This window comes from Ochrobactrum sp. S1502_03, assembly GCF_044435015.1.
Taxonomy (GTDB): domain Bacteria; phylum Pseudomonadota; class Alphaproteobacteria; order Rhizobiales; family Rhizobiaceae; genus Brucella; species Brucella chromiisoli.
This window is the reverse complement of record NZ_JAYEXN010000003.1, coordinates 204,062-222,989: the sequence shown is the minus strand read 5'-3', so window position 1 is coordinate 222,989 and position 18,928 is coordinate 204,062. Positions and strand designations below refer to the sequence as shown.

Sequence of the window (18,928 nt, the reverse complement as noted above, 5' to 3'; positions counted from 1 at the left end):
GCTAATTCTCCGCTTTATCGTGCTTTGGGGGACTGGTCGTAGGTCGAGAAGTCAACGAGCGTGCCGAGCATCTGGAGATAGGCAATCAATGCATCCATCTCCGAAATGACCTGTGGGTTGCCGTCAAAGTCGCCAACTTTCGCCTTTGGATACCGTTCAAGAAGGGCGGTCGTATCAGCGTCCGGCTCAGCCTGTGCTTTCAGATCGGCAACCGCGTTATCGACCATCTCTTGGCTATAAGGCACCCCGACGGCAGCATTAGCTTTGAGGTTCGCCGAAATATCAGTGATCTTGAGCGGGGTGTTGAGCAGGAAGCCGTAATTCGGCATGACCGATTCCGGCACCACGTCGCGCGGGCGCACCAGATGCTGCACATGCCACTCGTTTGAATAGCGACCACCGACGCGCGCAAGGTCTGGACCCGTGCGCTTCGATCCCCACTGGAACGAATGGTCATACATAGACTCTGCTGCCAGACTGTAATGGCCATAACGCTCCACTTCATCGCGGAATGGGCGGATCATCTGGCTGTGGCAGAGATAGCAGCCTTCACGCACATAGATGTCGCGGCCTGCCAGTTCCAGTGGTGAATAGGGACGCATCCCTTCCACCTTCTCGATGGTATTTTCGAGATAGAACAGCGGTGCGATTTCCACGATGCCGCCCACAGTTACGACGGCCAGCGAGGCAATCAGCAACAGCGTTGCGTTTTTCTCCAGTTTGGAGTGGTTTTTCAGAAAAGACATCAATCACACTCCTTATTTCGCTGGCTGCATGGTTGCGTCAACCACAGGCTGCACACCGCCCATAGGGGCTTCTTTGCGCAGATTTCCGCGAATGGTCTGATAGACGTTCCAGGCCATAACCAGTCCACCGCAGAGATAGAGAACGCCGCCCAGTGTACGGATGACGTAGTAAGGGAACATGGCAGCAACGGTTTCGACGAACGAGTAAACGAGGAAGCCCTGGCTATCATATTCGCGCCACATCAGACCCTGCTGGATACCGGAAACCCACATAGCAGAGGCGTAGAGCACGATGCCGAGTGTGGCGAGCCAGAAGTGCCAGTTGACCATACGGATCGAATAGAGGCGTTCACGATTCCACAGCTTTGGCGTCAGGTAGTAGACCGCAGCAAAGGTGATCATGCCGTTCCAGCCAAGCGCACCCGCATGAACGTGACCAATCGTCCAGTCGGTGTAGTGCGACAGCGAGTTCACAGCCTTGATCGACAGCATCGGACCTTCAAAGGTTGCCATGCCGTAGAAGGCGATCGCTGCAACCATCAGACGGATGATCGGATCAGTACGGACCTTGTCCCATGCACCCGAAAGTGTCATCAGACCGTTGATCATACCGCCCCATGACGGCATCCAGAGCATGATCGAGAACACCATGCCGAGCGTCTGCGCCCAATCGGGAACAGCGGTGTAATGCAGATGGTGCGGGCCGGCCCAGATGTAGAGGAAGATAATCGACCAGAAGTGCACGATCGACAGGCGATAAGAATAGATCGGACGGTTCGCCTGCTTCGGCACGAAGTAGTACATCATGGCGAGGAACGGCACGGTCAGGAAGAACGCCACCGCGTTATGGCCATACCACCATTGGGTAACTGCATCCTGTACACCTGCGAAAGCCGAATAGCTCTTCACGCCAAGGAAGGAGACCGGAATCGCCAGATTGTTGACGATGTGCAACATGGCGATGGTGATAATGAACGACAGGTAGAACCAGTTTGCCACATAGATATGTGGCTCTTTGCGTCGCAGGATGGTGCCGAGGAAGACGACGAGATAGACGACCCAAACGATGGTGAGCCAGACGTCGACATACCATTCCGGTTCAGCATATTCGCGCGATTGCGTGATGCCGAGCAGATAGCCGGTTGCTGCCATCACGATGAAAAGCTGATAGCCCCAGAAAACGAACCAGGCCAGATCGCCACCGATGAGGCGCGCGCGACAGGTGCGCTGCACGACATAGAACGACGAGGCGATCAGGATGTTGCCGCCAAAGGCAAAGATCACTGCCGATGTATGCAGCGGACGCAGGCGGCCAAAGTTGAAATAGGGTTGCAGATTGAGATCCGGGAAGGCGAGCTGTGCTGCGATAAGCACGCCGACGAGAAAGCCGGCCACACCCCAAAACACGGTTGCGATGACGCCATAACGGATCGGCCCATCCATATAGGTGGACTGATCGACTTTCTTTGGCGTCAGGCCGTAATCGGCATTACGCATCAAAAGAATGGTGAAGATGGCAAGTGTTGCGAACAGAATCCACATGTGGATTCTAAACAGCTCATCATGAGAAAATCCGGCCAGAAGCACAGCAAAAAGTGCTCCCAGACCAGACAGGACTGTTCCAGCGGCGTAGTTCATGTAATCCCCTCGCAGCGCAAGTCAGAAGCTGCCCAAGTGTCCAAGTGACGACAGCTATAGCGATAGCCCTTCTATCGGCATTCCACGGTTGCGTGTCATTGATCTAAATCAAATAGCACTTGATTGGGATGCGACGAATTGGGCGCTTCGAGAGGAATAGCTTTTTTAGCGTGAGAAATAGCTATTTGATTCGATTAAAATTTTTGATTTCGGATTATTGTGCTGGGATAATCAATGAAGCGCGCAAGCCGCCTTCGGGGCGATTGTGAAGCTGCAATTTTCCACCCATACGGGCTGTTGCCATTTTCACAATAGCCAGCCCCAGACCGCTGCCATTCTCACTTCTGTTCGAGCCGCGATAAAAGCGTTCGGTCACATGTGCCATGTCTTCAGGCGCAATACCGGGACCATCATCCTCGACAGTGAGCACAAGCTTGTCGTCATCCCGCTGAAGGTTGCATCGCACAGACCCGCCTTCCGGTGAGTGGTTGACGGCGTTTTCAATCAGATTGCGCATGGCAAGCGTGAAGAGATGCGGATATTCCATTGTCACAAGCGGAAGATTATTGGGAAGCTCAATCGTCACGTTGCGATTTGCCGCAAGCATACGCATGTCGGTCGAGATAGAAACCAGCAACTGACAGGCGGGTTCGGGCGTGGGCCTCACCATCTCGTCACCTGTTTCCAGGGCCGCAAGGTCGAGCAGCTGGCTGACGAGGCGGCTCGTGCGATCAACACCTGACGCAATCTGGCGGATTGCCTTGAGACGCATGGTGTCATCTTTGGCACTCTCTGCGATCTGCGCCTGTGTCTTGAGGCCCGCCAGTGGGGTTTTGAGTTCATGCGCGGCAAAAATTGCAAAATTGCGCTCGCGTTCGCGCGCCTCTTCCACGCGATGGAAAAGATCGTTCAAAGCGGACACTGCGGGTGCGATTTCGGAAGGCAGCTTCTCTTCTGGCAGAGGATGCAAATCGCGCGCGTCGCGCTTCGACAACGTGCTGGCAAGACGGCTCAACGGATTAAGTCCGCGTCGCACGCACAGCCAGATCAGGATGGCAAGAATGGGCAGCAAGAGGAGGGCAGGCAGAACAACACCGGCCACCACATTTTGCACGAGGCGCTCTCGGACCGAGAGGCTATCGGCGACCATGACACGCAAACCAAGCTGCGTGTTTTCCACGGCAAAAACCCGCCAACGGTCGCCTGCAACAACCGTATCCGAAAATCCGTTCGCCACGTTGGTCAGGCGGGCGCCGGGCGCACTTTCCGAGCGGCCAACCAGCCTTCCATCGATAGCCCATATCTGGCAGAAAAGCTGCCGGTCATAGAGCGGAAAATCGGGCAAGGGCTTGAGCGAAAGTTGTCCGCCATTTCCATCGGGCGCGACTTCAACACGCCGCTCGGTCAGCAGCGAATTAACCATGCGGGCTGCTTCCATGAGACGCGCATCCAGTACTTTTTCAAGCCTGGCTTCCGTGCTCACATGAATCCAGATAACCGCAAACACCCAGACGAGAAAGGTGATCCCGATCAATATGCCCGTCAGACGGCTGCGGATGGAATTCATGTTTGGGCTCCCGCGAGCCTGTAGCCAACGCCGCGCACCGTTTCGATGAAGGCTGAACCGAGCTTCGAGCGCAAGTGATGAATATGCACTTCGACCGCATTGCTCTCCACCTCTTCCTGCCAGCCATAAAGTGCTTCTTCAAGTGATGACTTGGAAACGGTTGCGGTTGGCCGCTCCATCAACGTGCGCAGAATAGAGAATTCGCGTCGCGTCAGGCGAAGCGGTTCACCGTTGAATTGCACTGACATTTCCGCCGGGTCAAGTTCAACGCCCTGCCATTCAAGCGTGGCACTGGCACGACCTGCGCCGCGCCGGGCAATGGCGCGCACGCGCGCTGCAAGCTCATGAAGATCAAACGGCTTGCCGACATAATCGTCCGCACCCGCATCAAGCCCTGCAATGCGTTCCGGCACCTGATCGCGGGCGGTTAGCAACAGCACCGGCGTTTGATCCCGTGCCCGCCGCATCGACTTCAACACATCAAGACCGGAACCGTCTGGCAGCATGAGATCGAGCACAATTGCGTTGTAGTTCTGCGTTGCAAGGGCTGCTTCGGCGTCGCCGCAGCTTGCAACGGCATCCACGGTGAAGCCGGCCAATCCCAGCCCCACGGTAAGGCCGTCGAGCAGGAGTGCATCGTCTTCAACCACCAGAATACGCATAGTCGTCCCTGTTTCAGTGTTGACTGATTTTGAGCCAGCTTTCGCTTCGCCAGCTTAAGGTTGCCTTAAGGTGACGCGATCATTGGCTTTTTATAATCTACTTGTTCATTTAAATAAAATTTCAGCTTATGAAGGCCGGCATGTTTTGGGGACAGCGATATTGGGGTTTGAGAAATTGAATTTATGCACTGCGAAGCTAAGAACGTGCCTGTCATACGCGCGAATGATCCTGGTCGGCTTTTTACCACTGGCTCTTGCGGCGTGCACAAGCGTTCCCACAGACAGGCCGATTCCCGTCACCATGCCGCAACCCGTGGCCCTCGCGCCTGAGCCGGTGCGTGCTGCGCCTGTCGTTGAGCCTGAGATACAGACGGCGAAAAGCGAATATGAAGTCATGTATGGCGCGGTCACCGATCGTGGAAATCATATTGCGGCACTTGATCTGAGCAAAATAGCGCAAAGAAATCTTCGTAAGCAGGTCGACTATCAGACCACGCATCCGGTTGGCACGATTATCGTCGATCCCTATAAGCGCTATCTCTATCTGGTGCAGCCGGACGGCAAGGCCATGCGCTATTCCGTTGGCGTCGGGCGTGCCGGAATGACATTCAGCGGTGACGCAGAGGTCGCCTATAAGGCTCAATGGCCGCGCTGGACGCCAACGCAGAACATGATCAAGCGTAACCCCGAACATTATGCAAAACATGCCCAAGGTCTGGAAGGCGGTATCCGCAATCCGCTCGGTGCACGCGCACTTTATCTTTATCGTGATGGCAAGGATACGCTTTACCGTATCCACGGCACCAACGAGCCATGGTCAATTGGCAAGGCGGCCTCGTCTGGCTGTATCCGTCTCTTCAATCAGGATATTATCGATCTTCACAAACGGGTTTCCAACGGAAGCCGTGTTGTTGTTCTCAACAAGGCTCAATCGTCTCAGGGAGAAAGCTGATGATAAATCGCCGCCAGATGCTTGCTGCAACGGCAGCAGGAGCCGCGACGATTGCCATTTCTGGTGGCGGAAGTTTTGCGCAAAGCATGCCGAGCGTGGCCGATGTGCTTTATGACAAAGATATCCCGGTGCTCGGCAATCCTCATGGCGATGTCACCATTGTCGAATATTTCGACTACCAGTGCCCTTACTGCAAGCGAGGACATGCTGAACTGATGCGCGTTGTTGAAAACGATGGCAAAGTGCGGCTGGTGCTTAAAGACTGGATTATCTTTGGCGATAATTCTGCCTATCCGGCACGGCTGGTTCTGGCAGCAGAAAAATCCGGCGCCTATGTCAAGGCAATGGAAGCCATGATGCAAACGACAGGGCGTTTGAGCAAAGATCAGACGGACGAGGCTCTTAGAAAGGCCGGTCTTGATCCGAAAAAACTTGAAGCGCAATATCAGGCAGATGCCGTAAGGATCGATGCTATCCTTGAGCGCAACATGGAGCAGGGCGAGGCGTTTAATTTCGGTGGCACGCCGTCTTTTGTGATCGGCACCAGACTCTATGGCGGCGTGATGAAAAAGCAGGGCCTGATCGATGCAATTGCACAGGCTCGTAGGGGCTGATGAATTTGAAAGTAAGCAGCGGAGTGTTGTCAGTCTTGTAAGGCTTTAGATTTCCTTCATAGTAAGAAGGATCAATGGACATGAACCTGATGACATGCACGCCAACGCTCAACGATGACACGGATGAAAGCCGCTGGCACAAAGTTCTCACACGCGACAAAGCTGCGGATGGCGAGTTTTTCTATGGCGTACGCACGACGGGCGTTTATTGTCGCCCGTCTTGCCCTTCACGGCGTGGAAAACGTGAAAACGTTCAGTTTTTTGACGTGGCAGAGGCCGCGGAACGCGCAGGATTTCGTCCCTGCATACGGTGTAAACCCAATCTGCCAGCAACGCTTGATGCACAGAACAATGCCCGTCATGCTGATATGATTGCAGCCGCTTGTCACTATATCGATATTGCGGAAGAAATACCGGACCTTGACGAAATAGCGCGCGCAGTTGGTGCCAGTGCATCGCATTTTCACCGTCTTTTCAAAGCCTTCACCGGACTGACGCCCAAAGAATATGCGGATGCGCAGCGCGGGCGAAAAATCCGTTCAGCCCTTGAAACGCCGCAAGCAAGCGTGACAGCCGCCATTTATGAAGCTGGATATAATTCATCAAGCCGCTTCTATGAAGCATCGGACAAGGTTCTGGGAATGAAGCCAAAGACCTATAAATCCGGTGGGCAGAATGAGACAATCCGCTTTGCTGTCGGTCAGTCTTCGCTGGGGGCGGTTCTTGCTGCGGAAAGTGCGAAGGGTGTTTGTGCCATTCTGATGGGCGATGAGCCGGAGGCGCTGATCAGCAATCTCGAAGACCGGTTCCCGAAAGCCGAGCTTATCGGAGGGGACCGGGATTTTGAGGATCATGTTGCGCAAATTATCGGGTTCGTTGAAGACCCTCGTATTGGGCTTGATTTGCCACTGGATTTGCGTGGCACTGTTTTTCAGGAACGGGTTTGGCAGGCATTGCTGCAAATCCCGTTTGGTAAAACAGTGAGCTACACCGAACTTGCGCAAATGATCGGCGCGCCAAAATCAATCCGTGCCGTGGCGCAGGCATGTGGCGCCAACAAGATTGCTGTTGCGGTTCCCTGTCATCGGGTTGTGCGCAATGATGGTGGATTGTCCGGCTATCGCTGGGGTGTGGAACGCAAGCGCGATCTGCTTGAAAGAGAGCGCCAGCCTTCAAACATTGAGGGTTGCAACCCCGCTGCGGATAGCTTTTGATCGGATAAAAATTGAAGGATTCGGACATGAGCGTCACGATTTACGGCATCAAAAACTGCGACACCATGAAGAAGGCGCGCACATGGCTTGAAGATCATGGCATTGACTATGCTTTTCACGATTACAAGAAAGACGGCCTTGATGATGCAACGCTGGACCGTTTCCTGAAAGACATCGAATGGGAAAAGTTGCTCAATCGTGCGGGCACCACGTTCCGTAAGCTGCCCGAAGAACAGCGCCACAATGTCGATGCTGCCAAGGCGCGTGAACTCATGCTGGCACAACCCTCTATGGTCAAGCGCCCGGTGCTTGAGAGGAATGGCGCGCTGACTGTCGGGTTCAAACCGGATCAGTATGAGGCATTCTTCAAGGCTTGAGTACCGCAAAACCTGTCATAGATAGTATCTCCAGCGTGACGGATAAATTGGCAGGTTAATAAATGCGTCAGCGAATAGAGAAGATTTTTCAGCAATGGTCAGTGAGTTGGCGTGATGCGCTGATTGCCTCTGTTGGTGGCGCAGTCGCATGGCTGATCTGTCAGTGGATGCTGGGGCAGCCGCGCCCTCTCTTCGCGATGGTGACAGCCGTTATCTGTCTTGCGCCCAATCTGCCCAATCATGGCAAACAGGCGATTGGCGTGATCGCAGGTGTGACGACTGGCGTGCTGGTGGGCGAGTTTTCTCTGCTTCTGCCCCATACGATTCCGGTCCTGCATATGAGTGTTGTCACCTGCATCGCCATGGTGATTGCAACGACCTTCGGTCTTGCGCCGGCTATCGCCATTCAATCGGGCGTTTCTGCTATTCTTGTCCTGGCAATGGGGCCGCAGGTCGCGGGAATGACACGGCTTATTGATGTTCTGGTGGGCGCGGGTGTCGGGCTTTTGTTCAGTCAGATATTGTTGACACCCGATCCGGTGCGCCTGATCGACAGAGCCGTGCGGGGACTTGTCGATAATATCCTGAAAGGTCTCAAAAAGTCGGCAATTGCGTTGGAAACACAAGATGTTATCCACGCACAGAGCGCAATCAACCAGTTTACACAGGCGCAACGCGCGGTCAACGCGCTGGGGGATGGCATAGCGCTCGCCCGGTCAAACGCGCGCTGGTCTTTGCGCGGTCGGCTGGTTGCGCGCGAGATCAGTGAAATGGCAGGCCGCTATGATCGCCGCGGCATCCGCCTTTATGCAACGGCTCTGCTCTTTGGAGAGGCCGTCGGTAATGCGCTTCGTAAGAAGGAAGCGTCGCCGCCCGAATGGATTTCACAATCGCTTCAATCGGTCATCCATAATTGTAATCTGGGCGAGGGCGACGCGCCTGAACGCCTTTCACCCGTGCCGCAGGATATTGATTTCAGTTGGCGGGATGCGGCTTTCCGGCTGCAATCAATGAACGAGACATTGCTGCATTTTCTTCATTCAGGCCAGCCAGACAGCGTGCCAACGCGCCCCCCAAAAAACAGACCGGATATACAGGCCGGTTAGGCTGCTTTTGCGGGATGCCGAAAAATTGAACTCAATTCGAGTGATTGTCTCAATCAGAAAAATTCAGTTGTGCACGATTACCCAAAGCGTATTTTCAGCGCTATGAATCAAGCACTCTCCCAAACAAATTCGCATCGTATTGCTCTTCGTTACGCTTTTGGCGGCTTTTTCGCCATGATTGCGGCAATGGGGATCGGCCGCTTTATTTACACGCCGATCCTGCCCGGCATGATGGTGGATGTGGGTTTTAATGCCGCAGATGCAGGCTTTATCGCTTCCGCCAACTATGTTGGGTATCTGTTGGGAGCAATGGTTGCGGGCTATGGCTGGTCAGCGGGGATTGAACGCAAAAGCGTCATTGCCGGTTTGATCATCAGTGCGGTTCTCTGTGCCGCGATGGCATTTTTTGATGGCGTTTGGCCGTTTTCGATCATTCGTTTTGCAGCAGGCTTTATCAGCGCCGTGACGATGATTCTTGGCACGACAATCGTGCTTAGCCATATAGCGATTGCCGAACGGGCAGAGCTTGGTGCGCTGCATTTTGGCGGGGTTGGCGCAGGTATTGCGCTTTCAGCGATCATGGTTGCGGGTATCCGGTTTTCGGGACTTGATTGGCGGGCCGACTGGATTGGAGCTGCCATTTTAAGTCTGGTCATGGCTGTTCTGGTGGTTGCGCTTGTGAAGGAAGGGCCAGTTGGCGGAGCCAATGGCAAGCGCGAACCGGCACTGCCAAGCAGCTTTGCTTTTAATGCGATTTCAATAGCCTATGGCATTTTTGGCTTTGGCTATGTGATCACGGCAACGTTCATCATCACAATCGTACGGGCAAATGATGGTGGCTCGTTGATGGAAGCAGCCGTGTGGGTTGTGACGGGATTATGCGCTGCACCTTCGATCTGGCTCTGGTCGCCTGCCATTCGGAAGTTTGGTCTCTTTATCGCTTTTGCGCTGACTGCGGCGATCGAAGCTCTCGGCGTGGCGGCAAGCGTGTTGCTTCCGCCACCTTTGGGGCCATTGGTTGGCGGTGCATTGCTTGGCATAACCTTTATGGCGCTAACGGCCTTCGGGCTTCAGACCGCGCGTGTGCTTGCACCGCAGTCGCCGAAGCGTGCCCTTGCAAGGATGACGGTTTGTTTCAGCATCGGACAGATTGCAGGGCCGCTGATTGCAGGCTTCATGGCGCAACGCTTTGGCTCGTTCACTGTCCCCACTCTCGTTGCAGCCTTTGCCCTCCTGATGACGGCGATCATTGCTTACGCCGCTGGGCGTGCTGCCAAGTAATGGAAAACCTTAAAAAAATTTAATTGGTAAACAGTTTTGGATCGGTGCCTTATGCAGCCAACATACTTGTTGGACCTATTGCAATGTTCGTATCCTTTTTCCCGCGTCCTAAGCTGTTCTTCTCATCCGTGCTCGTTTGGACACTGCTTGCCATTATTGGCTGGTATGAAGGTGGTGCGGCACTCGGAGGTTTAATCGGTTTGCCACCGGCGGCAGCTGATGTTGCACCCATCATTGGCGCAAGCCTCTTCTGGTCTGCGCCTTTCCTTTGGTTTTATATCTATTTTGCTGTCGCCGTGTTCGCATTCTATGCGGTCTGGTCATGGTTTGCGCCGCATCCATGGCAGCGATGGTCTGTGCTTGGTTCGGCTTTGATTCTGTTTGCGACCTATTTCAGTGTGCAGGTCAGCGTTGCGGTCAACGCATGGTATGGCCCGTTTTATGATATGGTGCAGAAGGCGCTGGGAACGCCCGGCTCGGTGCAGGCAGTTGATTTTTACTGGAGTATGGTGGACTTCGCAGGCATTGCCTTTGTTGGTGTCACCATTGGCGTGCTGAGCGCGTTTTTCACCAGCCATTATATCTTCCGCTGGCGCACGGCGATGAATGATTTTTACATGAGCCACTGGCCGAAACTGCGTTCGGTCGAAGGCGCTGCGCAGCGCGTTCAGGAAGATACGATGCGCTTTTCTACGACCGTTGAACAGCTGGGCGTCAATCTGATCAAGGCGATCATGACGCTGATCGCGTTTCTTCCGGTGTTGTTTTCGTTTTCTAACAGGGTGAGCGAGTTGCCAATCATCGGGCTGGTGCCGCATGCGCTGGTATGGGCGGCAATTGTCTGGGCGCTGTTTGGCACCGGCTTTCTGGCGCTGGTCGGCATCAAACTGCCGGGGCTGGAATTCAACAATCAGCGCGTGGAAGCGGCCTATCGTAAGGAGTTGGTCTATGGTGAAGATCATGCGCATCGTGCCGAGCCGCTTAAGATGGGAGAACTGTTCTCCAGTGTCCGCCAGAATTATTTTCGGCTCTACTTTCACTACGTCTATTTCAACGTTGCCCGTATCTTTTATTTGCAGGCTGACAGTATTTTTCCGACACTTATTCTGGTGCCATCAATTGTTGCGGGCAAGCTGACGCTTGGCCTGATGAACCAGATACTCAATGTATTTGATCAGGTGCGTGGGTCGTTCCAGTATCTCGTTAATTCATGGACGACCATTATCGAACTTCTTTCGATCTATAAGCGTCTGCGTGGCTTTGAAGCGGTGATTTATCAAGAGCCATTGCCGGTGCTGGATCAGGAAAATCTCGGCCTGATGTCATAATCTTTACGATCTTCTCTGCGCGGCGCTGCCGCCCGGAGCGATGATTGTGTTGAGATAATCATTATATGTCGTGCATTTCACATCAGGCTTGTTGCAGACCTCGGATACGAGACGTTCCATGGCGCGCCAGTAAGCCCCGTCATTCATCAGCACAAAGTGAAAGCCAAGCTGTAAGGGAATGCGCTCACCATTATACTGTTTGTCGAAGGCCGTGCGGAAAGCTTTATAGGCACGTTCTTCAAACACAGCTGCCTGGGCGGGCGCTTCCTTGCCTTTGGAGTGGCGGACATAAAGATTGTAATCCATACCCACGATAAGCCGCTGCGATGGGCCTTCAGGAATAAGCGGCAGACCGAAAGACGCAAACTGCCCAGTGATCTGTGGCAGTTCCGGTCCACGCGTGATCGATGATGCTTGATAGCGGAAGCCATTGGCTTTCAATGCATCCTGTACGGGCTTTGATGCCGCAAGATAGGGCGCGCGGAAGCCGTTTATGCCGTGGCGCGCCAGTTCTTGCCAGCCCTCGGGCTCGCCGTCGATACCGTTATTCTTATAAGCATCGGCAGTGATGCGGCGGAATTCTTTGATTTCCTTGTCCCAGTCGGCCGTGGACCAGTTGGTGCCATCAAAATGGCCGCAGCCATGGCTGGCAATTTCGTTCCCTTCCAGGTGCGCCTGCCAGATATTATCAAGGCGCGTCACAACTTCATCATGGCTCAAAGCAAAGCCGACATTGGATGCACCGGCACGTTTTTGCGGCGGTTGATAATCGCGGCGGTTTTTCTTTTCCATCAAAAAGACGCAGGACAGGAAATAAGTGAAATGCGCATTGTTGTTTTTCGCCAGTTCGCGTGAACGGGTCCAAAGCTTGTTGTCATGCGCGCCGTCAAAAGAGATCAGCACATATTGCGGCTTAGAGGTTTCTGCCTGAGCCGGATTTGTGACAAAAGCAAAAGAGGCCGTGACAGCAAGGACAGAAGAAAGAATACGCATGAGAGAGTGAACGCCACTTTGGGGGAAAGGTTGCTTCCTACGTGTTGAATAAGGCGAAGCTCGGACACAAATACAGATTGTTCGGGTAAGGTGCAGCTTATTTCGCTGACGGGTCTTACATATGGCGCGAATTCCGACTAAAAGCGCCTGAACATAGAAATTAAGATCAACAGTTTTCAGAGCGTGGCTTTATGCGCATAGCGCTCAAGTAAAAAATGGCAGGTCCATGGCAGACGACAGTTTCATTCGCGAGGTAAACGAAGAGCTCCGTTCGGAACGGGCGAAGCAGGTTTGGAAAAACTTTGGCCCTCTTCTAATTGGCGCGGCGATTGCGATTGTAATCGGTACAGCCGGCTGGGTCGGTTATAAGCACTGGACTGAGAGCAAGGCATCTGCCTCTGGCGATAAGTTCCTGGCGGCTCTCGATCTTGCCGCTTCCGGCAAGAACGAAGAAGCCATCGCCGCACTCGATGATCTTGAAAAGACAGGCTATGGCTCTTATCCGGTACTGGCGCGTTTGCGTGCTGCCTCTGTGCTGGCGGAGAAGGGTGATGTGCCAGCGGCTGTTACGGCTTTTGATGCGGTTGCAGCGGATAATGCAGTTCCCGCGCCGATGCGCGACATAGCGCGCATTCGTGCAGCCTATCTGCTGGTGGATTCTGGTTCTTATGATGATGTCGCAAAGCGCGTTGAAACGCTTTCGGCAGACGGCAATCCAATGCGTTCGAGTGCGCGTGAGACCCTTGGTCTGGCAGCATGGAAAGCGGAGCGTTTCGACGATGCCGCAAAACTTTACCAGCAGATTGCCAATGACACACTGGCTCCGGCGAACATCCGCCAGCGCGCCAATACAATGCTTGATCTCATGCGCGGCGCTGGCATTAAAATGCCAGAAGCTCAGGGCTGAGCTAAACCAATTTCGGAGTAATACGAACCTATGGGTTTCACTCTCGCCATTGTCGGGCGTCCCAATGTCGGCAAGTCCACCCTGTTTAATCGCCTCGTCGGCCGCAAGCTGGCGCTGGTTGATGACTTGCCGGGTGTCACGCGCGACCGGCGTATTCATGATGCCAAGCTTTATGATTTGAAGTTTCAGGTCATTGATACGGCTGGTCTTGAAGATGCTGCCAATGACAGTCTGGAAGCGCGCATGCGTGCCCAGACGGAGGCTGCCATTCAGGAAGCTGACGCCATTCTTTTCGTCATTGACGCGAAAGCCGGGCTGACGCCAGCCGATAGCACTTTTGCCGAACTGGTCCGCCGTTCCGGCAGGCCTGTTGTGCTGGTCGCAAACAAGGCGGAAGCGAGGGGCGCGCAAACTGGCCTCTATGATGCTTTCCAGCTTGGCCTTGGGGAACCATGTCCTGTTTCTGCTGAACATGGTCAGGGCATGCCCGATTTGCGTGACGCAATTGTCGCGCTTCTGGGCGAAGAGCGTGCATTTGCCGATCAACGTGCAGAAGAAGCTGCGGAAGAGGCTTTCACGCCGGCTGCCGTTGGTGAGTTGATTGGCGATGATATTGAAGACCCGGATGAGGAAATCATCCCGGATTATGATGCCACCAAGCCGTTGCGCATTGCCATTGTTGGACGTCCGAATGCGGGTAAGTCCACGATGATCAACACAATGCTTGGCGAAGATCGTCTGCTGACAGGGCCTGAAGCCGGTATCACGCGCGATTCGATCTCGGTCGAGTGGGAATGGCGCGGACGCAATATCAAGCTTTACGATACGGCTGGTCTCCGTCGTAAATCGCGCGTGCAGGAAAAGCTTGAGAAGCTTTCGGTTGCCGATGGTCTTCGTGCGATCCGCTTTGCGGAAGTGGTGATTATCGTGCTTGATGCGACGATCCCTTTTGAAAAGCAGGATTTGCAGATCGTCGATCTGATCATCCGCGAAGGCCGTGCGCCGGTTATTGCGTTCAACAAATGGGATCTGATCGAAGATCGCCAGATGGTTCTCGAAGATCTTTACGAAAAGACGGCGCGGCTTCTGCCACAGGTGCGTGGCCTTCGTGCTGTGCCGATTTCCGGTGAGCGCGGGCAGGGGCTGGACAAGCTCATGGAGAATGTCGTCAAGACCCATGAAATCTGGAACCGTCGCATTTCGACGGGTCGTCTGAACCGTTGGCTTGAAGGCGTTATTGCGCACCAGCCACCGCCGGCAGTTTCTGGCCGTCGCCTCAAAGTCAAATACATGACGCAGATCAAGACCCGCCCACCGGGCTTCGTGGTCTCCTGTTCACGCCCTGATGCGATGCCGCAATCTTATGTGCGTTATCTCATCAATGGCCTGCGTGAGACATTTGATATGCCGGGCGTGCCGATCCGTCTGTCGCTCAAGACGTCGGACAATCCGTTTGCGGGTCGCGCAAAAAAGAAGAGATAAATGAAAGCCCGGTTGTGAAACCGGGCTTTCTTTTTGCGGGAAACGCGTCCTCAGAGCATTTAAAGTTCTAGCCGAAAACGCCGCCCTCATCAGCGTCGACAGTAATCGACAATGTGACATGGCGTGGGCGCGTGAGCGCAAAGAGCACAGATTCAACGATATCGCGGCTTGTGGCTGCCTGTCCCTTTTTTCGATGGGCGGAGGCTTCCCAGTTGTCCTCCAGGGGCGACGCGTCTTCGAGGTAGGGCGGGTGCACGATGATGGAACGCACTGGCGTTCCGGCAAGCTTTTGCCGTAGTCCGTCTGCCAGTGCAGCCTGTGCGCGCTTTGCAGCATAGAACGGCACCGAAACTGTTTGTAAGGGTGCATTTGGCAGGCCACTGATCGAACCGATGGTGACAATATCCGGGCGCGATGACGCGTTGAGAAGGGGCAGCATCCCTTGCGTGAACATAAAGGTTCCGGTTACCGCGGCATTGATGACGCCCGAAACTTCCTCAATGGAATATTCGTCCTCTCTGTCTTCCAGCCACATAGCGCCATTGTTGATAAGAATATCGATAGAGCTGTGGTCCGCCTTGATTGTTTCCATAGCGGCAGCCACGCTTGTCATGTCTGCAAGATCGACCTGCACTGTTTGCACCTTGCACCCCGTATGTGCCGCAATCTTATGGGCCGTCTCTTCAAGTGCCTTCAGGTTGCGACCGCACAGCACGAGATCACACCCGGCTTCGGCGAGGGAAAAAGCAAGAGCAGCACCCAAACCACGTGCGGCGCCTGTTAAAATGGCAGTCGTTCCGTCTAAGCGGGACATGTGTGCTCCTTCGGTTCATTCATTGTGATTGTCTCTTATTCGTCTTTGGTGACTTGAGAAACTCTTATCTGTCTGCTACTTCGCCGCCTCCTGAAAATCCCCACCATCAGAGGCAGATTATGACGACCGTTAGCCAGAGCCAGTTTGACGGCGTTACACTGGGCATCGATTTCGGTACAACGAACACTGTTCTGTCTCTGGCCTCGCCAGATGGTCGGACGGCTGTGCTGAGTGTGCCAAAGGATGGCGTCGACATGACCGGCTACCGCTCGATTCTCTGTTTCTGGCAGGATCGGGAAACTGGTGAGCGCACCTGCGAAAGCGGGGCATGGGCGATGGATGCCTTTGTGAATGCACCGCATTCAACGCGTATGCTGCAATCATTCAAGACGTTTGCGGCTCAAAAATCCTTCACCGATACGCCGGTCTTCGGCAAGCGTTTCAAGTTTGAAGATATTTTAGAAACGTTTCTTCAATCCGTTGCAGCACGCCTTGGTGATCGCCTGCCTCCAAAGGGCAATCGTGTCATTATTGGCCGTCCGGTCATTTTTGCCGGAGTATCGCCGGACGAAGACCTGGCCATGCAGCGTTATGAAAAAGCGTTCCGTGCTTTTGGCTTCACCGACATTCACTATGTTTATGAGCCTGTGGCGGCTGCTTATTTTTATGCACAGGAACTCAAAACCCAATCCACCGTTCTGGTCGCTGACTTTGGTGGTGGTACGAGCGATTTTTCCATCGTGCGTTTTGACGTGGGTGCGAATGGTTTGAGTTTCACGCCGCTGAGCCAGACAGGTCTTGGCATTGCGGGCGACACATTTGATTATCGCATCATCGACAATGCGGTGTCGCCGCTCCTTGGCAAAAATGGCGAATATAAATCTTTTGGCAAGCGCCTGCCGATACCGCGGCATTATTATGCAAATTTCGCGCGCTGGAACACATTGTTTCTGATGAATTCGCCCGCAACTATTCGCGCACTGACCGATCTTGCCAAGAATGCAGTTGATCCTGAGCCGCTTGAACATTTCATTCATCTGATCGAAAACGACTACGGTTATGAAATTTATCGGGCCGTCTCAAATCTCAAGGTTCGCCTGTCGTCGGAAAAAGTATCCGAACTGCATTTCAAGGCCGATGATTTTGAAATTCGTTCCGCTATCACGCGCGATGATTTCGATAGTTGGATTGCCAGCGATGTGGCTAATATCGAGCAATCCGTTGAGCAGGCCGTGCAAAATGCCGGGCTGACGTTTGATGGCATCGACCGTGTGTTTCTGACGGGCGGCACTTCCTTCGTGCCGGCCATTCGCACGGCCTTCGAGCGGCGCTTCCCCGATGCAATGGTTACAAGTTCGAATCAGTTTGATTCGATTGCCAATGGTCTGGCATTGATTGGCCAGAGTGACGACATTCAACGCTGGGCGGTTAAGCCGAATTAAAGCGGGTTGGTTGTGCCTGCGCATTTTAAATTCATTTTTTACGCCGAATAGATCGCGAAGGGAGAAGCTTGCGCTCATTGGTTGTTTAGAGGTTCAAAAAAGCAAATGAAAACAAGCAAGCGGCGTCTGGCGTTAATTCAAAATTAATCAATATTTTCAAAGGGTAAACGAAAATCTGTTAACCATCCATCAAGGTTAATGCTCCATTATTCGCTATAGTTAAGTAATTGTTGCGAGTGGAGTTTGCGGTGCGTTTTGGTTCCATACGAGCGCTGTTTGGCCGGTCGAAGGCCGTTGCCGAGCCGGTATGGCACTATCCGGTGACGGGCTATTGTCCGGAGGATGGTCGCTATTACGCCGTGCGTGCCAAGCCACGTCAGGTCGTGCGCAAACCACACCGTATGGTACCGCTCGTTCTGGCCGCAATCACCTATCTTTTCAATTCCAATGCAATTGCCTTTCAGGATATGGCAAGCCTCGTTCCGAGCGCTGATATTGCCGGTCATCGCTGGACGGCATTCGTCGCCAAAGCACCCGTTGGCTCGCTTCATCAGGCGGAAATGCCTTTCGTTGACGCAACGACTGTAACCGGCAGTATTTCCAGCGGTGGCATTGAAGTTCCGGGCATCGGTCGTGTTGCGCTTTCGGGTGGCCACAAAACCGCAAAGCTTGGCGTTGACGACCCGAACCCGGATGAAAACCGTATCAATCGCGCGGATAAAACGGACCGCATCGTTTCGGTCAAGCCGAAGGCACCGGCGCGTGCATTTAACGCGGGCAGCATGTTTGAAAAAATCAGCATGATCACCGCGCCGCGCGAAAAGATCGATGCGCGGATGGCTTTCTCCAAGTCCAGCATAGAAGGGAAGGAGGTTGAGATTGCGATGGCGTTCCACGCGATCAAACCGCCCAAGCCCAAAAGTGACATTCCTGTTCAATTGGCAAAGCTTATAAACAACGATCAGCCCGACGTTCTCGCGTTGGGCTACGCGCCGTCTAAGCCGGATTATGGCAAAACCTCTCCATTTGAGAGCATTTTGACGCCAGAGGCCGATGCAGGCCGGTTTGTGCCTCCAATCAGCAGTCAGGATCATGCTTGGGCCGCAACGCCTTTACCCGCTGAGTCGTTTGGAGCAAAAGAACAGAAATGTCTTGCAGAGGCCGTTTATTACGAAGCGCGCGGCGAAACGGTCAAGGGGCAGGTGGCTGTCGCGCAGGTTGTGCTTAATCGGGTGCGCAATCCCGCCTATCCAGGAACCATCTGCGGCGTTGTTTATCAAAATCGCAACTGGTTGAATGCCTGTCAGTTTTCGTTTGCCTGCGACGGCCAGAAACATCGTGTAACCGAAATGCCGCAATGGCGCATGGCGCAGCAGGTTGCCAAAACGGTGACTGCAGGCCGCATCTGGTTGCCGGATGTTGGCTCTTCCACGCATTATCATGCAACCTATGTCAGCCCTTTCTGGGCGCCAACCATGAAGAAAATGACCAAGATCGGACTTCATGTGTTTTACAGGACTTATGGCGGCGGTTGGAGCTGATACAGCCCGTCATGGAAAATCACTTTCGCACACATTTATTTGTTTCGTATGCCGGTCGAAACAGGTGCAGATTGATGAATCTCTCTGCTGACCGACGCCCAATTTGATTCCAATTTTTGGGCCGAATGGCTGTGTGATTTTTGCCTTTGGGTGGAAAATGAGTCGCACCAGTGGCTAAATTATTGTATTTCCAAGAGAAAAAACCTTTTGAAGCAACTGCTTCACTGCCTTGACTAGCGGGCGGTGTGTCAATATGTTGCGCGC

The 18,928-nt window shown here is 53.7% G+C and carries 17 protein-coding genes; 11 read left to right on the top strand and 6 right to left on the bottom strand.

Features of this window, described 5'->3' with window-relative positions; translation table 11 throughout:
• Nucleotides 1–14 precede the first annotated feature (14 nt).
• From ccoO to VBH83_RS04585, 4 genes are all read right to left on the bottom strand, one after another.
• The gene (gene ccoO / locus VBH83_RS04600; protein ID WP_265983016.1) at nucleotides 15–746 is read right to left on the bottom strand and encodes a cytochrome-c oxidase, cbb3-type subunit II; all 732 of its coding nucleotides are present in this window, start codon (nucleotides 744–746) and stop codon (nucleotides 15–17) included.
• 12 nt (nucleotides 747–758) lie between these two features.
• Nucleotides 759–2,384, bottom strand: a complete 1,626-nt coding sequence (gene ccoN / locus VBH83_RS04595; protein ID WP_396996566.1) for a cytochrome-c oxidase, cbb3-type subunit I — start codon at nucleotides 2,382–2,384, stop codon at nucleotides 759–761.
• Nucleotides 2,385–2,598: 214 nt separating this feature from the next.
• On the bottom strand, nucleotides 2,599–3,951 hold the full coding sequence (locus VBH83_RS04590; RefSeq protein WP_396996564.1) for an ATP-binding protein: 1,353 nt from the start codon (nucleotides 3,949–3,951) through the stop codon (nucleotides 2,599–2,601).
• Nucleotides 3,948–4,613: a response regulator gene (locus VBH83_RS04585; protein ID WP_396996562.1), complete on the bottom strand. Its 666-nt coding sequence runs from the start codon at nucleotides 4,611–4,613 to the stop codon at nucleotides 3,948–3,950. Before VBH83_RS04585 ends, VBH83_RS04590 begins: the two co-directional genes overlap by 4 nt.
• Before the next feature lie 223 nt (nucleotides 4,614–4,836).
• On the opposite strand from VBH83_RS04585, the gene VBH83_RS04580 reads away from it, so the two are divergent.
• From VBH83_RS04580 to sbmA, 7 genes are all read left to right on the top strand, one after another.
• Complete coding sequence (locus VBH83_RS04580) at nucleotides 4,837–5,565, top strand: L,D-transpeptidase family protein (protein WP_396996560.1); 729 nt, start codon at nucleotides 4,837–4,839, stop codon at nucleotides 5,563–5,565.
• The gene (locus VBH83_RS04575; RefSeq protein WP_265983021.1) at nucleotides 5,565–6,179 is read left to right on the top strand and encodes a DsbA family protein; all 615 of its coding nucleotides are present in this window, start codon (nucleotides 5,565–5,567) and stop codon (nucleotides 6,177–6,179) included. Before VBH83_RS04580 ends, VBH83_RS04575 begins: the two co-directional genes overlap by 1 nt.
• An 80-nt stretch (nucleotides 6,180–6,259) precedes the next feature.
• Nucleotides 6,260–7,393 carry a bifunctional DNA-binding transcriptional regulator/O6-methylguanine-DNA methyltransferase Ada gene (gene ada / locus VBH83_RS04570; protein ID WP_396996557.1) on the top strand — a complete coding sequence of 378 codons (1,134 nt, stop codon included), beginning with the start codon at nucleotides 6,260–6,262 and terminating at the stop codon, nucleotides 7,391–7,393.
• Between the two features lie 26 nt (nucleotides 7,394–7,419).
• Complete coding sequence (locus VBH83_RS04565) at nucleotides 7,420–7,770, top strand: ArsC family reductase (RefSeq protein ID WP_396996555.1); 351 nt, start codon at nucleotides 7,420–7,422, stop codon at nucleotides 7,768–7,770.
• A 62-nt stretch (nucleotides 7,771–7,832) separates the two neighbouring features.
• On the top strand, nucleotides 7,833–8,876 hold the full coding sequence (locus tag VBH83_RS04560; protein WP_396996553.1) for an aromatic acid exporter family protein: 1,044 nt from the start codon (nucleotides 7,833–7,835) through the stop codon (nucleotides 8,874–8,876).
• A gap of 102 nt (nucleotides 8,877–8,978) precedes the next feature.
• Nucleotides 8,979–10,157 (top strand): YbfB/YjiJ family MFS transporter, encoded by a 1,179-nt coding sequence (locus VBH83_RS04555; RefSeq protein ID WP_265983025.1) that lies wholly within the window; start codon nucleotides 8,979–8,981, stop codon nucleotides 10,155–10,157.
• A gap of 83 nt (nucleotides 10,158–10,240) precedes the next feature.
• Nucleotides 10,241–11,485, top strand: coding sequence for a peptide antibiotic transporter SbmA (gene sbmA / locus VBH83_RS04550; protein WP_265983026.1), 1,245 nt, complete (start codon nucleotides 10,241–10,243; stop codon nucleotides 11,483–11,485).
• A gap of 3 nt (nucleotides 11,486–11,488) precedes the next feature.
• On the opposite strand, the gene VBH83_RS04545 is transcribed toward sbmA, so the two are convergent.
• Nucleotides 11,489–12,478 carry a polysaccharide deacetylase gene (locus tag VBH83_RS04545; RefSeq protein WP_265983027.1) on the bottom strand — a complete coding sequence of 330 codons (990 nt, stop codon included), beginning with the start codon at nucleotides 12,476–12,478 and terminating at the stop codon, nucleotides 11,489–11,491.
• Between the two features lie 226 nt (nucleotides 12,479–12,704).
• On the opposite strand from VBH83_RS04545, the gene VBH83_RS04540 reads away from it, so the two are divergent.
• Both VBH83_RS04540 and der read left to right on the top strand, forming a co-directional pair.
• Complete coding sequence (locus tag VBH83_RS04540; RefSeq protein ID WP_265983028.1) at nucleotides 12,705–13,385, top strand: tetratricopeptide repeat protein; 681 nt, start codon at nucleotides 12,705–12,707, stop codon at nucleotides 13,383–13,385.
• Between the two features lie 30 nt (nucleotides 13,386–13,415).
• On the top strand, nucleotides 13,416–14,867 hold the full coding sequence (gene der, locus VBH83_RS04535; RefSeq protein WP_265983029.1) for a ribosome biogenesis GTPase Der: 1,452 nt from the start codon (nucleotides 13,416–13,418) through the stop codon (nucleotides 14,865–14,867).
• Nucleotides 14,868–14,934: 67 nt separating this feature from the next.
• Here der and VBH83_RS04530 read toward each other — a convergent pair whose 3' ends face one another.
• Nucleotides 14,935–15,681 carry an SDR family oxidoreductase gene (locus VBH83_RS04530; protein ID WP_265983030.1) on the bottom strand — a complete coding sequence of 249 codons (747 nt, stop codon included), beginning with the start codon at nucleotides 15,679–15,681 and terminating at the stop codon, nucleotides 14,935–14,937.
• Between the two features lie 119 nt (nucleotides 15,682–15,800).
• Here VBH83_RS04530 and VBH83_RS04525 point away from each other — a divergent pair, with 119 nt between their 5' ends.
• The gene (locus VBH83_RS04525) at nucleotides 15,801–17,123 is read left to right on the top strand and encodes an Hsp70 family protein (protein WP_265983031.1); all 1,323 of its coding nucleotides are present in this window, start codon (nucleotides 15,801–15,803) and stop codon (nucleotides 17,121–17,123) included.
• Between the two features lie 248 nt (nucleotides 17,124–17,371).
• Nucleotides 17,372–18,664 (top strand): cell wall hydrolase, encoded by a 1,293-nt coding sequence (locus VBH83_RS04520; protein ID WP_265983032.1) that lies wholly within the window; start codon nucleotides 17,372–17,374, stop codon nucleotides 18,662–18,664.
• Nucleotides 18,665–18,928: the final 264 nt, after the last annotated feature.

Excerpts from the sequence above, each read along its gene's own strand:
- VBH83_RS04575 (WP_265983021.1), top strand. The coding sequence starts at position 5,565 with ATGATAAATCGCCGCCAGATGCTTGCTGCAACGGCAGCAGGAGCCGCG.
- VBH83_RS04555 (WP_265983025.1), top strand. The coding sequence starts at position 8,979 with ATGAATCAAGCACTCTCCCAAACAAATTCGCATCGTATTGCTCTTCGT.
- VBH83_RS04580 (WP_396996560.1), top strand. The coding sequence starts at position 4,837 with ATGATCCTGGTCGGCTTTTTACCACTGGCTCTTGCGGCGTGCACAAGC.
- ccoN (WP_396996566.1), bottom strand. The coding sequence starts at position 2,384 with ATGAACTACGCCGCTGGAACAGTCCTGTCTGGTCTGGGAGCACTTTTT.
- VBH83_RS04560 (WP_396996553.1), top strand. The coding sequence starts at position 7,833 with ATGCGTCAGCGAATAGAGAAGATTTTTCAGCAATGGTCAGTGAGTTGG.
- sbmA (WP_265983026.1), top strand. The coding sequence starts at position 10,241 with ATGTTCGTATCCTTTTTCCCGCGTCCTAAGCTGTTCTTCTCATCCGTG.
- VBH83_RS04545 (WP_265983027.1), bottom strand. The coding sequence starts at position 12,478 with ATGCGTATTCTTTCTTCTGTCCTTGCTGTCACGGCCTCTTTTGCTTTT.
- VBH83_RS04585 (WP_396996562.1), bottom strand. The coding sequence starts at position 4,613 with ATGCGTATTCTGGTGGTTGAAGACGATGCACTCCTGCTCGACGGCCTT.
- VBH83_RS04565 (WP_396996555.1), top strand. The coding sequence starts at position 7,420 with ATGAGCGTCACGATTTACGGCATCAAAAACTGCGACACCATGAAGAAG.
- VBH83_RS04525 (WP_265983031.1), top strand. The coding sequence starts at position 15,801 with ATGACGACCGTTAGCCAGAGCCAGTTTGACGGCGTTACACTGGGCATC.
- der (WP_265983029.1), top strand. The coding sequence starts at position 13,416 with ATGGGTTTCACTCTCGCCATTGTCGGGCGTCCCAATGTCGGCAAGTCC.
- VBH83_RS04590 (WP_396996564.1), bottom strand. The coding sequence starts at position 3,951 with ATGAATTCCATCCGCAGCCGTCTGACGGGCATATTGATCGGGATCACC.
- ada (WP_396996557.1), top strand. The coding sequence starts at position 6,260 with ATGAACCTGATGACATGCACGCCAACGCTCAACGATGACACGGATGAA.
- VBH83_RS04540 (WP_265983028.1), top strand. The coding sequence starts at position 12,705 with ATGGCAGACGACAGTTTCATTCGCGAGGTAAACGAAGAGCTCCGTTCG.
- VBH83_RS04530 (WP_265983030.1), bottom strand. The coding sequence starts at position 15,681 with ATGTCCCGCTTAGACGGAACGACTGCCATTTTAACAGGCGCCGCACGT.
- ccoO (WP_265983016.1), bottom strand. The coding sequence starts at position 746 with ATGTCTTTTCTGAAAAACCACTCCAAACTGGAGAAAAACGCAACGCTG.